This window comes from Pseudoalteromonas sp. SG43-8, from assembly GCF_014164245.1.
Classification (GTDB): Bacteria; Pseudomonadota; Gammaproteobacteria; order Enterobacterales; family Alteromonadaceae; genus Pseudoalteromonas; species Pseudoalteromonas distincta.
In genome coordinates, this window is the sequence record NZ_JACJEX010000013.1 from 15,741 (window position 1) to 31,448 (window position 15,708).

The following is a 15,708-nucleotide window of genomic DNA, read 5'->3' on the forward strand; positions in this document are numbered from 1 at the left end:
ACGGATAGATAAAATGAAAAAAGCAATAATCATCACACTCGCTGTAGGCGCATTTATAGCCCTAATTGTGTCAAAGCAAATTTCTGGCGATGAAAAACAAGCCGAAGTAAATATTGCTCAAGTAGAGCTTGGCGACATTGCTGACTCAATAATGGCTTCAGGTAATTTAGTTTTTAATACACAAGTGCAATTACGCTCTGAAGTGACGGGCCGAGTAGATAAAATATTTGTTCAAGAAGGCCAAGGAGTTAAACAAGGCGATATGTTAATGCGCCTTGATACAACTGCCTTTGAATCAGAAGTTACCCGTAGTAAAGCAATCCTTCGCGCCACAGAAATTGAAATTAAACACAATAAAACACGCCTTGCTAACCTAGAGCGCCAACTTAAAAGACAAAAAGACTTATATGATGTCGGTTTAGGTAATCAAGAGAGCTACGAGAATATTGAAAGCGCACGCGATCTAGCTAAAATCGATATTGAATCACGAATAGAGTCGTACAACCAAGCACAAGCGTCACTACAAATTGCGCAAGATCGCTTAAGTAAAAGTGTATTTAGAGCTCCAATGAGCGGCTTGCTTGCATCTGTAAATATTAAAGAAGGTGAAACCGTTATAGCCGGTACTACTAATATTATTGGCTCTGATTTAATGCTAGTAGCCGATCCTAGCGCTATCTTAGCCGAGCTACGTGTGGATGAAACCGACATTGCGAGCATTAAGCTTAACCAAAAAGCGAATATTTATGCGGCCGCATACCCTAATAAACCATTTAGCGGCACAGTAATCAATATTGGTACTTCAGCTAAAAACCAAGCCGGCTCTCAAGGTTTATCGTTTAAAGTAAAAGTATTACTCGATACTACTGAGCGCCAGCTATATGCAGGAATGAGTTGTAGAGCAGAGATCGCAACAAGCATTGCCGAAAACGGTTTAAAACTTCCAATAGAAGCAATCCAAAAAGAAGACGATAAAACATTTGTATGGCGACTAAATAGTGATAACACCGTTAGCAAAATTGCCGTAACTGTTGGAATATCATCTGATATAGAACAAGCAATTACTGACGGCTTAAATGAGGGCGACAAAATAGTTATTGGCCCTGCGCGCCCAGTAAGTCTTCTGACTGAAGGTGATGTGGTAAAACTTAAATCAGATGCAGACAAGGAAGAAGCCTAATGTCTGCGGTAATCAAGCTAGAGCATATTAATAAACAATACAAAATGGGCTCAGAGGTATTTAAGGCACTTGATGATGTAAACGTACATATAATGCAAAACGAATACGTGGCGATTATAGGACCTTCTGGTTCAGGCAAGTCGACCTTAATGAACTTATTAGGCTGTTTAGATACACCCAGCAGTGGCGAATACTACTTAAAAGATAAACTAGTAAAAAGTATGACCGAGACAGAGCTTGCTCATCAGCGTAATGAAAGTGTCGGGTTTATATTTCAAAGCTTTAACTTAATACCACGTGCAACCGCACTAGAAAATGTAATGCAGCCTTTAGTATATCGCTTTATTCCTAGTAAACAACGAAAGCAACAAGCTCTAGAAGCACTAAAGCGGGTAGGTCTCGGTGATAAAGTTAATCATTTATCTAGCCAGCTATCGGGCGGGCAACGTCAACGTGTTGCGATTGCCCGCGCTTTAGTCACAAAACCACATATATTATTAGGAGATGAACCCACAGGTAATCTTGATAGTAAAACGACCCGCGAAATTATGGATTTGTTTGATGAGCTGCATAACGAAGGTCACACTATTATTTTAGTAACACATGAGCAAGAAATTGCCGATCATTGCCAACGCGTGATTCGTTTAGTGGACGGTAAAGTGGTAAGTGATGTAACTAAAGATGAAGGAATCAAGCAGCATGTTTAAATCAGCTCTTGCGATAATGGAAGGCACTAAGGCCGCTTTTTCAGCTATTAAAGCTAATGCAATGCGCAGCGCACTGACCTGTTTGGGCATTATTATTGGTGTTGCCGCCGTAGTTACTGTCGTTGCAGTAATGCAGGGTTTTACAAAGCAAATAAACGATCAACTTGCTGATATGTCGCCAGATGTAACAACAATAAAGCCTTACACTAGTATTGAACTCGAAATGGTTGGTAAAAATGCCAAGCTTACCTACGACGATTTTTTAGCTCTAAAGTCGCGTATAAAAGAAGCTGAAACGCTAACTGCCCTAATGTTTACCTGGCGCTTTTCGGGGGGAGCTGAGTATGGGAATAAAAGCCATTCATCGCGTGTTATCGGTACCGAGCAAGACTATCAAAAAGCGTATCGTACTTATCCTGAACTTGGTCGCTTTATTCGTGCTGAGGACGATGATAAGCGAAGAAGGGTCGCATTTATCGGCCCTTCAATCATAGAAAAGCTAAACCTTCCTGAAAACCCAGTAGGTGAATATATAAAGCTAGGTGGTGAATGGTTTAGAATTATTGGCGTTGCTGAAAAACAAGGTAGCTTATTTGGTTTTGACCAAGACGATTACATTAATATTCCAATTAGTACCATGAGTGCTTTAGAAGGCGGAAGTACACAAACTAATGTGCAAATTATGTTTAGGTTAAATGAAGGTACTAACGAAGAACAAGTGCTTGCAAAAATCACTCGTGTATTGCGCCAACTACATAAACTAAAAGAGAAAGATGAAAACGACTTTGAATTTGAAACCGCTGAAAAATCTCGTGCGCAAATAGATAAATTTACCAGCAGTGCTACTGCTATTACTGCTGGTATTGTTGGCATTAGCTTACTTGTTGGCGGTATTGGTGTTATGAACATAATGCTAGTATCGGTAACTGAACGCACACGCGTTATTGGTACATTAAAAGCACTAGGCGCAACACCTGGTTTTATTATGCTGCAGTTTTTAGTTGAAGCCGTTGTGCTTTCACTTTTTGGTGGTTTAATAGGACTCATTATAGGATATGGCGCCGCAGGGCTTATTTCGTTTTTAGTCCCAAGTATGCCTGATGCATACATACCAGTATGGGCTGTAATACTATCGTTCGGATTTACATCAATGATTGGGATTATATTTGGTTTAGCCCCTGCTATTAAAGCAGCAAGACTAAACCCTATAGATGCATTGCGTTACGAATAACTATTTTAAATAATTATTTAGCTTTAAATGGTACCTTATTACATTGTACTTCTACTGTTTTAGGGTACCAAGCTGGGCCAATTTGATTCACAACCACCTCAGCTAAACTATTAGTAAACGATTTATACGTATGAACGCTTTGCCACTCCCCTTGTGGGCAATGTTTTGTTAAATCTAACGGCTCTGATCCCTCGTACAACGCAAGTGCAAAATTATGATGCCACTGTGAGCTTTTTAGCGCTTTATTGCTTACTTTGCTCTGCATACCGTTATCAAAGTAAATATTTGTACACCCCGTTAAAATAATCAGTGTGCAACCGGCTGCAAATAGCTTGATGCTCATAATGTCTCCCCTAGTACTTGCTCTTGGCACCACACTTTAATGGTATGGGGCGAGTATATTCCAAGCGTAATTAAACTAAGCGCTCCATCACTAAACGTTTGTTGTGACTGCATTTGAATAACGGGTGTATTTGAACATATTTGTTTTACGTCTACCCGCTGCTCACCCACTAATCCCCATAAATAAAATGGGCGGCTATCTTCGTAATTAGCTTGGCTCGTTATTTTTGCTGTTGCCTGTGGCTGAATGGTTACCGCAGAACAAGCACTGAGGCTTAATGCTATCGCCCCTATTATTAATGGCTTCATACTCTTCCTTATAAACTAAATATCAGTAAGGTAACTTTATAAGAGAACATAAAATATTAGCGTAAAAAGCTGTGGGGAATATGTAGAAACGCTATGAAGTTTTATACAGTTTATTACACATAAAGGCCGCATAAATGCGGCCTTTAGAGTAGTCAGTTTAAGTGCTTAGTAAATAAATAGACTTTAAAACTTAGCTAAGTTGTTTTTACTGTCTTTATCGACCAGCTTAATGTAAGGATCAACCCCTGCAAATAATGGTTTTTCTTTTACTTTTAGCTCAATAGTATTATTACCAGATACTATTTGATGCTTTTGCGAGTAAATAACAAAGTCTTCTGCTAGTAAGTTTTCAGGGTCGTCGCTAAATAATGCAATATCAATTAGCTCATCGAGCGGCTGCTCAGTTTCTTCACCTTGTCCATCGGCATGCTGCTTAGTTGCTTCAACGCTCAGTGTTACTGTATAAAAACCTTCGCCATCAACATCATCTGTAACCGACACTTCTTTCATTTCAAGCTCATAAAGCGTTATATATTTAAACTGATCATCAATAAAACGTTGTTCAGCTTGTGTTGCATCTCGCTTTAAATAACTAAGTAAATCAAGTGTGGTTGGATATGGCGTTGATTGATATTTAAACTCATTCAAAAACGCTTTAAGTGCTGCATTTAAGCGTACTTCACCTAAACGATCATAAATCGCCATCATCGCAACTGAGCCTTTATTGTAATGAAGGTATTGTTGAGCCTGCGTTTTATATAGTGGCATTTCTTCAAAGGCTTCGCCAGTACGGCCCATTAAGTATTTATCTAACTCGTACTTTAAGAATTTACGGAGCTTCTCGGCGCCAAAGCGTTTTTTTAGCACCATAAGCGCACTGTACTGGGAAAGTGTTTCAGAAATAACAGCACTGCCCTCTACATTAGCCCCCGATACTTGATGCCCCCACCATTGGTGCGCAACTTCATGTGCGGTTACATAGTAAGGTAGGTCAACTTTACTCTCATCTCTTAGGTCTGTAATAAAACCAATACTTTCTGAGTAAGGTACCGTATTGGCAAAACTTTGCGCAAACGAGCGATACTTAGGAAATTCAATAATACGAAGCTGTCTATGCTGATACGGGCCAAAGGCTTGTGTGTAGTAATCTATTGAGTCTTGAACTGACTCAATCATGCGGTCAACATTCCATGCATGATCTTTGTGGTAGTACACCTCAATATTTACACCGTTATGCTCAACCTTTTTACTTTCAAGCTCTGCCGAAAGCACAGAGTAAAAGTTTATAATTGGAGCATCCATTTCATAAACAAAAGTACGGCGCCCGTCTTTTACACTCTCACTTTTTAAGTAACCTGGAGTAATCGCAAATTGTGACTCATCGGTGCTTACCGTTGCCTTATAGTTTATAAAGCCATTAGCAGGCCCAAACTCATTTTGCGTATAATAACGGCTGTCTTCTAGTTTATGTGCGCGCTCAAGTTCAGGTAACTCGTGCTTACGGCGCTCATACTTGTCAGCAATTTGAAAATACTTTTGATAACCAAAATTTGGTAATAATTCTCCATTATTTACAAATGTACCGTTGTGCACGAGTTGAGTATCAGATCTTCTATCAACAAAACCGTCGTGTTCACGAGAAACTGAGAGCTCGCCTTCTCGCACTTCATTGGGCATTAGCGGTTGTTCAAACTCAAACCATACCATGCCAAAATCGGTTAAACGCTCTACTATTTTTCCGCCCGCCATTTTTACATCCCAGCTTTTAGATTGGCTAGGCTCGTTGATTAACACACGGGTTATTGGCTCGTTTGCGGTATTGGTAAACTTAATTTTAGCCACGGCATTTAAAGCACGCTTTTTAGGATAAATATCAATGTTTAAATCAACATCAGTTATTATAGGCAGTGGCAAGTCTTTGTATTGTGAGAACTCTTGCTCATACCTTACTTGTAGCGCTTCGTTATCATCACTTGTTACAAACTCGTTGTTCACACGGGTGTTGTAATAAATGTTATAACCCGCGCCCACAAATACCAATAAACTTATAACGGCTGCAATCTGGCCTTTTAAAGACATGTTGTAACGTACTAAAGATAAACGAGTACGCAATGTTTGCGACGGGCCGCGATGCCATAAAGCAAACCCTACAATAGCTAAAAACACACTCAATGCCCCCCAATATAGGGTATACCAATGCGCGCCTTGTAAAAAATGTCCATAACCATTTATATCAGAATACGGTACGCTACTGCTTTGAGAAAAATGATACATATGATGCTCAAACCCGTAAGCACCCATTACCATTTGAGTAATGTAATACAGAATAAACAAACCCATACCTATGTATTTATTAGGGCTAATTATTTGTAAAAAGAACGCCAATATAGCCATCATAATTAAAGGCAGTAATGTAAGGTAACCCAACCTAAATAAGTACTGACCAAGCTCTAGGTTAAATTGCCCCTTAAACAGTTGCACTGCAATGGTAAACATCATGCCTACTAAATAAAGGCCACAAACTGCAGTGATTAACGCAATAATTTTAGATACCCAAAACACACTGTTATGCACCGGGAAACTGTCAACAATATCACCCATACCACTTTGGCGTTCTCGCCAAACCAGCTCTGCGCTGTAATAAGCAATAATGATAAACATAAACAAAGCGGAGGAGTTTTGAATTATGCCCACCATGTTTTGTGTGAGCGGCCAATCCGTTGTGCCATATGCGCCAATAGGTGCAAAAAGTGGTGCGAGTAACATAGTAATACTGACACCCGCTAAAATCATAAAAGGGGCACTTAATATAACTTGCTTAAGTTCAAATAAGCTGCGCATTACTAATTGCGATTTCGTATTTACCCCTTTTGACTTGTAATTTTTAGCGCTGCTAATAAGTGCTGCTTGTTTATTTTTTACAAACGTAGAGACAGCAAATTGCTTTTTCTGTTTTTTAGTGACTACGCGATTACCTAACTTTCCGAGGCCAAAAAACATCGCTAAACTTATTGCTACCCATAAAATACGGTTAATTAAAAAATCGCCCGAAAGCGTTAACACTTCAGTATTTTTATCACTTACAGTCCAGTAACGGGTTAAGTCAATTAACGACCCTGTGCCAAATGGGTCTGCGTAAACAACAATATTTCTAAACGCTAAATCATCAAAATAGATACTCGCCAATTGGTAGGTTATATAAACCACCACGGCCGTTACATATACCGCCATCATGGTTTTAAAATAGACCGCCACACTATTAAAAATAGCACTGAGGACCAATAAGCTTGGCACTGCTAAATATAAAAAAGGCGCTGCGTAATATATAAACTTATTGGGGCCTACTAGCTCGCTATCGAGCCAGCCAACCAACAAGCCAAAGTGAGATCCCAAAAATACGCCTAGTGGCACGCTTAAAAACACAATAAGTACAACTAAGTAGGAACCAAAAAAACGCCCTGATTGATAAGCAAGCGGGTTAACGGGCTTACTAAACACCAGCTCATCCATTTTGGTCTCGCTGTTGCGAATCGCTGAGCTTGCAACAAAGTTAACCACTAAAAACATAGCAAGCGTACAAAAGGTAACCGTTAAAACCATAATGGTATAAGGCGAGTTCATATGAACATTAGCCCCACCTAACGGAAACTTACTACTGGAGCTTATAAAAAACGCCATAAAAAAGAATATTAATGAGGTCACATAAAACGAAGGCTGACGCATAAAATAGCGCAGCTCAAACGCGAGCATATTAAAAAACATAGCGCCCCCTTATGCTACTTGGCTGTTACGATGATTAAGCAACGTAGAAAAATACACATCTTCTAGGTTTGCACTGCTGAGCTCAAAACCTTCAGGGGCTTCATTGGCTAATACATGTAATATGGTTTGCCCAGCAAATAAGCGTTTTGAAATAACAGGCAGCTGCGGTTCAAGCTCTAGCGCTTCTTCTTGGCTCATGGCTTTGCGCCAAATTTGGCCTTGGAGCTTATCGGTAAGCGCTATTGGGTTACCTTCTAGTAAAATCTTACCGCCAGCCAACACCGCCATATTTGGGCAAAGCTCTGCAACATCTTCAACGATATGGGTCGATAATATAACTACTTTTTGCTCGCCTAAGCTTACTAATAAGTTATGGAAACGATTACGTTCCTCTGGGTCTAGCCCCGCTGTTGGCTCATCAACTATTAGTAAATCAGGGTCACCCAGTAATGCCTGTGCAATACCAAAACGCTGGCGCATACCGCCCGAAAAGCCACTGACCGCTTTTGAGCGATGTTGATATAAATTAGTGTGCGCAAGTAATCCTTCAACCGACTCTTTACGCTCTGCTTTATTATGAATACCCTTTAAAACAGCCATATGGTCCAGTAAGTCGTAAGCACTAACACGCGGGTACACACCAAAATCTTGTGGTAAGTAACCTAAGCGTTGGCGCAGTGCCTGTGGGTCTTTAAATACATCAATGCCATCAAAAGTAATTGAACCTGAATCAGCCGACTGCAGTGTTGCAATGGTACGCATAAGCGATGATTTACCTGCGCCATTTGGCCCAAGCAATCCAAACATCCCTTTACCGATAGATAAATCAACACCTTGTAGTGCATGTACGCCGTTATCGTAGGTTTTAGATAACCCTGTTATTGATAGCATTTTTACTTCCTTGAATATGAGTAATTATTTTTATAATGTTTTATACCACAAGGAAAATAGGAACATAAGTTACTTGCTGGTTAAATTTGTAACAACAAATAAACATATTTTAAACTCATAACACTTGCCTGTACTGTATTCACTCGGTATAAAAACCACATATACTTTTTATAAGAAGCGAAAAGCCATGCAAGATCACCAAAGCCAGCCGTTAAATGACTTTATAGAATATCCACATGAAGAAATGCTAAATCGTGCTAACGAGTTTTTACAAACCAGCCAACGCCGCCATAGCATTCGCAGCTTTAGCGATCGCCCAGTACCAAAAAATATTATTGAAGCATGTATAAAAGCAGCTGGCACAGCACCAAGTGGAGCGAATCATCAGCCTTGGCATTTTGTGGCTATAAACAGTAGCGATGTAAAAAAACAAATAAGAGAAGCCGCAGAAAAATTAGAGCGTTCTTTTTACGAAGGCAGAGCAGGTGAAGAATGGTTAGATGCGCTAAAACCGTTAGGTACCGACGCCAATAAACCTTATTTAGAGCATGCACCTTGGCTTATAGCTGTATTTAGTCAAAAAAAGGGCGGCGTAAGCACCGATGATAAAAATACGAATTATTATGTGCATGAGTCTGTTGGCTTAGCTACCGGCTTTTTAATTCAAGCTTTGCACCGCAGTGGTTTGGCAACCCTTACTCATACTCCAAAGCCAATGAGTTTTTTGACCGACATATGTAATCGCGATAAAGATAACGAACGCCCATACATGCTACTTATTACAGGCTACCCAAGTGATGATGCAACAATACCTGCTCATGCACTGGATAAAAAATCACTCGATGAAATAGCTACGTTTATTTAGTATTTTCTGCTCGGCAAAACCACTCATATAGCAAAGCAATGATCGACTCAACTTTTGGGTCGGTCAACGAGTAATAAATAGTGTGCCCTTCTCTGCGAGTAGCAACCATATCTGCCTTGCGTAAACTTGCTAAATGCTGAGATAACGCTGACTGTGCTAAAGGTACATTTTTATTTAGCTCACCTACACTTTGCTCACCTTGTAATAAACTACATAAAATCATTAAGCGATTTTTGTTAGCCATTAATTTTAAAAACTGTTCGGCTTGCTCTGCGTTGACAGCTAGTTGTTCAATATTCATTTTTATTATTTCTCTTTTTTAATACCTTTTTAAGTATAGACTTTTACATTAGTAAGTTCTAATATAATTAACATTAGGTTTTACTAATATTAAGATGACCATGAAACTAGCGATGCCATTTTATTAATCGGCGGAAGTGCTGTAGCAGTATCCGCACTATTAAGTTACTTTATATAAAGTAACTTTCAGTTTTTAACGTTATTTATAAGTATTAACTCAATTCAACCTACTTATACCAAGTAGCACCTATTAATGTCTTTTTTAAGAAAAAGAGGATTTACAAACTAATGCTTACATCAATCCCTGACTTACTAAAAATTATCACACCTAACCAACGCCGTATTGACGCAGCGCAAGCAAAACTCGAGCTTGAACAAAATAAAGGTTTACTTATTGATGTGCGAGAACCTGCAGAGCACGCGACAAAATCGGCTGCCGGCGCTATAAATATTCCGCGTGGATTACTCGAGATGAAACTGATGGAAATAGAAAAAGACGCAGCTCGCCCTATTTACGTGCACTGCGCAAGTGGTGCGCGCGCAACGTTGGGAGCAGAAGCGTTAACGCGTGTGGGTTATGAAAACGTAACCGTTATTACCTGTGACGCAAACCAAATATGTAGTGTGTTTTAAACATCAACTGAATACTTATAATGATGCGCCTAGTAAAGGTAGGCGTTTAACTTTGTGATAAGTCAGTGCTAATTTAATACACTCTTTAACTGGGTACTCTGGTAATGGCTTTTCACTATTAAATACAATTGCCCGGTTACCTTCAAGGGTGAGAGTGTGGGAATACAACTCTCTAAATGTGCTTACTAGCTTTGATTGGCAATGAAAAAACAAATAACACGAGGAGCCCTTAAAGCCTACGCGAATGGGGCTGCCATTTATTGTGTTATAACTTGGCTCTCCCCACTTTAAAGACTCTTCAACAGCTCCTAAGTTTTGCTCTTGTGCTACGGTATAAATTAACTCCCGTAATTTTATAAGCTTACTTTTTACTATCTCAGGATAATTATTAAATATATTTTCTATTTCCGTATTCATAAAAATATCCTTATAAGCATTACAAGTTCAAACAAGTTACTTTTGCTGCCTTTCATCAAGTAAAACAAGTAGCATCTGCTCAATATTTTTAACGCTATAAGTAAGTGCTCTCAGTAGCTCTTTTTCACTTTGCTCTGTTGCCTGCTGCGACGTTTTACCTTGATTAGCCAATACATCTTTTTGCTCAAGTATCGTCTCTCTAAACTCACTCGCATTAACCACACCAAGCAAAGACACTAAAGCACCATTTCCTGACTGCCCTGCTGTTTCAAAGCTTAAACGATATAATCCAAAAATTCGCATGAGCGGCCCTTGGCTTAAACCTACATCTGTTATTTTTTCAAGCGGAATAGATTTTTCTTCTTTAAATAATATGCCACGTTTAATTACCAATTTTTGTGGTAATAAGTCAGCCGACATAGCTGCGAGTATTCGTCCGCCCACCAGCCATACAATAAGTAAAATGATAGGTATAAGCGGTATAGTAACAAGAGCCAACATTGCAAATAGCGAGGCAGTAACCATCCAGTATTGTTTTACTTTAGGATCAAAATTAGCACTTTTTAAGGTTAAGTTACTCATTAGCTTTCTTTTGTATGGTTGGGGATTTATAAAAGTACGCCAATCTAATATTGAATGCAATTTAGTCCAAACATTTATAATTAGCATTCAAATATACTTTCACACACTTATGTACATACAAAAAAGCCGAGCATACAGGGCTATGCTCGGCTTAGGTCTGGGAAAATAAACTGCTACTACTTATTAATAAGTATGCTTACATTTTCTCTATCTGGGCCTATTACATTAAACGTGTAAGTACCTTGTTCGGTAATATTTAGTGCTATATTGGCACCTACGGCTTCAAGTGGTGTTAGTTCATCAATTGCCACTACCGGCGTATCGCCTGCTCCACCGTAATCAACGGTACTCCAATCTTCAGACGCTACTTTAAATTTGTAGTCACCTGCTTCTAACTCTATTGATGTAGAGTAAATTGCATCACCCTCGTACATCAGCGGGTTATCAGTACTCCAGTCATTTAAGCTGCCACGAATAAATACCGTTGTTTGTGCAAACATTTCAGCGTTGAGCACTTTTAGCGATACGTTATTTAAATCACTGGCGTCAAATATAAACTGGTATTCACCTTCTTCTGCAATGTCGATGGTCATATTCGCGCCCGCAACCGACAACTGCTCTGCAGTGCCAACCATAACACTGGCATCTCCCTCAGCCGATCCATAATCAACCGTGCTCCAATCTTCTGACGCTACTTTAAATTCATAGCTTGCAGCGCTCAGTGTTTTAGTAAAGGTGTAAATGCCTTTACCTTTATAACTTAGCTCATCGGTTACTCCCCAGTCATTAAGCGTACCGCGCACATAAATAGCAGTGCCTATAAATGGCTCTTCGTTGTATAAAGTAAGCGTTGGATTTTCAGGGTTTGAAGCATCAAGCGAAAATACATAGGTTGCATCAATGGCAGCGCTAAATGTCATGTTTGCACCTGATCGCGTTAATGGCTCGCTTTGGTTTTCAACTACATCTTTATCAGCGTCAGTAAGCGCACCAAAATCAACTGTAGACCAATCTTCAGAGGCAATTTTAAATTCGTAATCGCCAGCGCTCAGTGCAATTGCTATACGGTATTCACCATCGCCAATATATTCAAATGCATCGCGTGTGCCCCAGTCGTTTAAACTACCGCGCACAAACACAGCGGTGCTACCATAAGGTACTACATCAGGTGCCCCTACGGTTGCATTTGCACTTAAACCAGCACCTTGGCTCTCACCTTGGTTTTTAGTAAAAACAGCTAATGTGTAAGGCGGTACAGTAAATGTGCCTTCGTTATCGCCTGCGGCAAAATTGGCGCTAGCCATACCTGCATCAACACTGTTTTTTAATACATTGTGTAATTCAAAATCCGCTGCGGTGGCAATAGTATGGCTAAGGGTTTGCTCGGTTGCGTTAATCACGACAACAAGCGCGTCAAATGCAGGGTCTAAGTCTGTTAGCCCTTCGCCATCATCAATGCTCATTACAATTAAGCCATGTTGCTGCGCTTTACCTACGTTATGAAAACCCACTCGCTCAATAACATCTTGCTCTGTGGTTAATCTAAATAGTGGGCTGCTACTACGTATTTGTAAAAATTCATTAAATACATCATGTGCAAAGGTAATATCTTGTGGCTGTGCAGCCGCTTGGGTATTAGCAGAAATAGGCATAATTTCTTGCCATTTCACTTCGTTGTCTTGTGCGGGTGGCAAGCCAATATTCCAGTTATTGGTATCTTGGGTAAAATCAACAAAGTTAAACCAGTCGCCCGAGTCGTAGCTGTTACGATCCATCGATTTTGAACGTAGCAAGTCGGCGCCCATTTGCATAAATGGAATACCTTGGCTCATAAGAGGGAGTGCTAACGCCATATTATGAGCACGAACGCGCTGCTCAATACTCATGTTAGCGCTGTGTTTATATTGCAGCTGATCCCATAGTGTTTCGTTATCGTGTTTAGATACGTAATGAATGCTATCGGCAGGGTCTAGTGCATACGCCGTTGGCTGAGTATTCCAAGTAAAGCTATTACCCTTTGCTGAGTTACCTTTAAAGTCTTTTAAAATGTAGTTTTGTAAATTACCCGCAAGCGACAAACGTAAAGTATCTTGCTCTGCTAAATTGCCATCTGTTGAGCTATTACTAAATAATGCACCACCGCGAACGGCTTCACGAATACGGTCGTTAAAGGTACCTACTTCGCTACCGGCCATATCGGCTTGTTTGGCTTGCACAAATAAGCGGTTATTTGCCACCTCACCAAAGTCCCAACCTTCGCCATAAAAGTAGTTATCTTCATCAACAGCTTGCACTGCATCACGTGCTGCAAGAATTGACGATTTTGGCATATGCCCCATTACATCAAATCTAAAGCTGTCATAGCCAAATTCGCGTGCCAAAATAACTAATGAATCGCTAACAAACTTATCCATCATTACATGCTCTGTGGCTGTATTTTCACAACACGTTGAGCGCTCTATTTCACCACTTACTTCGTTATAACGGTGATAGTAACCCGGTACTAGTTTGTCAAATACCGACTTATCCCAAATACCCGACGATGTTGTATGGTTATAAACCACATCAAGCACTACGCGCAGACCAATAGATTGCAGTGATTGCACCATAGCGCGGGTTTCTTTAACGCGGGCAATGCCCTCTGGGCTTGAGGCGTACGAGCCTTCAGGCGCTATAAAGTAATGCGGATCGTAACCCCAGTTAAAGCTATCTAAGCTGCGCATAGCATTAGCAAGTGCTTGTGCGTCATCTGAGCCTGGTAAATAACCGCTCATTAAATCAATAATGGTGCTGCTTTTATCTTGGGTTTTACACGCATCGGCTTCATCATTAATTTGCTCACATAAATCTCCTAGCGTATCGCTAATATCTACACGCTTACTTACGTCTTCATCTATGGTGCCAATATCAGTAATAGGTAATAAATGAAAATGCGTTAAGCCATTTTGAGCCAAAGTTTGTAAGTGCTGCATAGGAGCACTATTTAGCTCAGTAAATGCAAGGTATTTACCGCGGTTAGCCTCTGTTACGCTGTTATCGCGCGCACTAAAGTCACGTACATGGCCTTCGTAAATAATCGCATCTTCTGGGTTTTCTACAGTAGGAATAAGGCGTGTATCCCACCCTTCGGGTTTAGTGTCTTCATCGGCTAAATTAATCAATTGGCTGTATAAACCATTGGTAGATACATTTAGTGAGTAAGGATCCGTGCTCCAAAGCGACTCTATTTGCTGAGTCAGTGGGTGGTAAACATCAAAATTAAAGCGGTAGTAGTGGCGGTCGTATTGCATATCTAAACTTGCTTGCCAAATACCTGTCTGTGTATTTAATGTCATTGGCGTAGAGTGCACTTGTGTTTTTGCATCATCAAACACGTTTAGCATCATGTTATTAGCGGTGGGTGCCCACACAGTTACATCAATCGCGTTATTGCCATAGTTTACACCAAGCACAGCTTCATTAGCATCATCTTCGCCTTGCGTATAAAGGGCATCGAGTGCTTTAGCGGTTTGCACATAGCTTGCTTCTAGCAGCGTGCCTTCACTATCGTAACCTGCAATAACAAGCTGCGATTTAATAAGCGTTTTGGCAGTGCTTGTATCCCAACTTCCTTCGTATGCGTTCCAGGTGGTTAAATGCGGTACTTTTGACGCTTGCTCATCAGTTATATTGCTTGATTGCAGCGTAATAGTATCGCCGTTTAAACCAGTATCAATATCCACTTCAAGCTCAGCCGTAGCTGATGAATGTAACTTAATCAGGCTTGTAAGCTCGTTACTTGGTTTATACAAAATAGTATTTAAATCAATCCAATGCGCTGAAGCACCTGTTATAGCAACTGCGCGTTCGCCTAAACTTAATATAGGGTATTCAAACACCGAAGGCTCGCCATGAATAGTAAAGTTCATACGCTGAAAGGTTTCATCGTCTTGCATCAGCGGCATGGTTAAATCAACATCACCAAACGCTTTACCTGATCCTTCTGTACCAATATGAATAATAAAATTGGCACATTCGTTATAACCCTCTTTAAGGTTAATTATCCAGTACGCACCGTAGTTTGGATCAATACCATCGTATTCATGGCCGTTAGCCCAATCACTGGTATCAAATGGTGGTGCATAAGCATCACACACATCGTTATTCCACGAATGTAATCGGTAGCCTTCGTAGTTATCATCGGCTAAGCGGTTATAAAATAAAACCGCCTCTCCCTCCCCTGCAAATACAACAGGGTCTGGCAGGGTTGGGTCGGCGCCAACCACGCAACTTTCGTTATTTTCATCAGGTACTGTAGGTGCAGGGCACGATATAGGTTCGGGATCGACACATTGTGACCCCGCTTCATTAGGGACTTGTGGCACATTACAGGTAAGTAATGGTTCACCAGATTCAACATCACCTGTTCCACCACACGCTGCTAATAGCATTAACGCTAACGTTATTAGCAAATATTTAGACATAGTTATAATTTTCATTTTTAAACGCT

General features: G+C 40.2%; 13 protein-coding genes. 5 read left to right on the forward strand and 8 right to left on the reverse strand.

What is annotated here, in order from left to right; genetic code table 11:
- The first annotated feature begins 13 nt into the window (after window positions 1-13).
- The 3 genes from H5122_RS17090 to H5122_RS17100 are packed head-to-tail and all read left to right on the forward strand — an operon-like array spanning window position 14 to window position 3,118.
- The gene (locus tag H5122_RS17090; protein WP_024595210.1) at window positions 14-1,180 is read left to right on the forward strand and encodes an efflux RND transporter periplasmic adaptor subunit; all 1,167 of its coding nucleotides are present in this window, start codon (window positions 14-16) and stop codon (window positions 1,178-1,180) included.
- The gene (locus H5122_RS17095) at window positions 1,180-1,887 is read left to right on the forward strand and encodes an ABC transporter ATP-binding protein (RefSeq protein WP_024594267.1); all 708 of its coding nucleotides are present in this window, start codon (window positions 1,180-1,182) and stop codon (window positions 1,885-1,887) included. Before H5122_RS17090 ends, H5122_RS17095 begins: the two co-directional genes overlap by 1 nt.
- Entirely contained in the window at window positions 1,880-3,118 is a 1,239-nt protein-coding gene (locus tag H5122_RS17100; RefSeq protein WP_039490486.1) for an ABC transporter permease, read from the forward strand. Before H5122_RS17095 ends, H5122_RS17100 begins: the two co-directional genes overlap by 8 nt.
- 13 nt (window positions 3,119-3,131) lie before the next feature.
- Here the strand turns inward: H5122_RS17100 and H5122_RS17105 are convergent, their stop codons facing one another.
- From H5122_RS17105 to H5122_RS17120, 4 genes are all read right to left on the reverse strand, one after another.
- Window positions 3,132-3,461 carry a Bor/Iss family lipoprotein gene (locus H5122_RS17105; RefSeq protein WP_182682714.1) on the reverse strand — a complete coding sequence of 110 codons (330 nt, stop codon included), beginning with the start codon at window positions 3,459-3,461 and terminating at the stop codon, window positions 3,132-3,134.
- Window positions 3,458-3,769 carry a Bor family protein gene (locus tag H5122_RS17110; protein ID WP_002959514.1) on the reverse strand — a complete coding sequence of 104 codons (312 nt, stop codon included), beginning with the start codon at window positions 3,767-3,769 and terminating at the stop codon, window positions 3,458-3,460. Before H5122_RS17110 ends, H5122_RS17105 begins: the two co-directional genes overlap by 4 nt.
- A 183-nt stretch (window positions 3,770-3,952) precedes the next feature.
- Window positions 3,953-7,531: a M1 family aminopeptidase gene (locus H5122_RS17115; RefSeq protein WP_182682715.1), complete on the reverse strand. Its 3,579-nt coding sequence runs from the start codon at window positions 7,529-7,531 to the stop codon at window positions 3,953-3,955.
- 9 nt (window positions 7,532-7,540) lie between these two features.
- Window positions 7,541-8,422: an ABC transporter ATP-binding protein gene (locus H5122_RS17120; protein ID WP_002959519.1), complete on the reverse strand. Its 882-nt coding sequence runs from the start codon at window positions 8,420-8,422 to the stop codon at window positions 7,541-7,543.
- Between the two features lie 187 nt (window positions 8,423-8,609).
- Here H5122_RS17120 and H5122_RS17125 point away from each other — a divergent pair, with 187 nt between their 5' ends.
- Complete coding sequence (locus H5122_RS17125) at window positions 8,610-9,287, forward strand: nitroreductase family protein (protein ID WP_024594835.1); 678 nt, start codon at window positions 8,610-8,612, stop codon at window positions 9,285-9,287.
- Here the strand turns inward: H5122_RS17125 and H5122_RS17130 are convergent.
- On the reverse strand, window positions 9,280-9,588 hold the full coding sequence (locus H5122_RS17130) for a helix-turn-helix transcriptional regulator (RefSeq protein WP_024594836.1): 309 nt from the start codon (window positions 9,586-9,588) through the stop codon (window positions 9,280-9,282). The two genes, H5122_RS17125 and H5122_RS17130, sit on opposite strands and share 8 nt — an antisense overlap.
- Window positions 9,589-9,875: 287 nt before the next feature.
- Between H5122_RS17130 and H5122_RS17135 the strand changes: the two genes are divergently transcribed.
- Entirely contained in the window at window positions 9,876-10,220 is a 345-nt protein-coding gene (locus H5122_RS17135; protein WP_024591370.1) for a rhodanese-like domain-containing protein, read from the forward strand.
- A 15-nt stretch (window positions 10,221-10,235) separates the two neighbouring features.
- Here the strand turns inward: H5122_RS17135 and H5122_RS17140 are convergent, their stop codons facing one another.
- The 3 genes from H5122_RS17140 to H5122_RS17150 all read right to left on the reverse strand — a co-directional run bounded on the left by H5122_RS17140 (window position 10,236) and on the right by H5122_RS17150 (window position 15,697).
- Complete coding sequence (locus H5122_RS17140) at window positions 10,236-10,637, reverse strand: DUF1801 domain-containing protein (RefSeq protein ID WP_024594837.1); 402 nt, start codon at window positions 10,635-10,637, stop codon at window positions 10,236-10,238.
- A gap of 36 nt (window positions 10,638-10,673) precedes the next feature.
- On the reverse strand, window positions 10,674-11,219 hold the full coding sequence (locus H5122_RS17145; protein ID WP_182682716.1) for a PH domain-containing protein: 546 nt from the start codon (window positions 11,217-11,219) through the stop codon (window positions 10,674-10,676).
- A gap of 176 nt (window positions 11,220-11,395) precedes the next feature.
- Complete coding sequence (locus H5122_RS17150) at window positions 11,396-15,697, reverse strand: alpha-1,6-glucosidase domain-containing protein (protein WP_182682717.1); 4,302 nt, start codon at window positions 15,695-15,697, stop codon at window positions 11,396-11,398.
- Window positions 15,698-15,708: the final 11 nt, after the last annotated feature.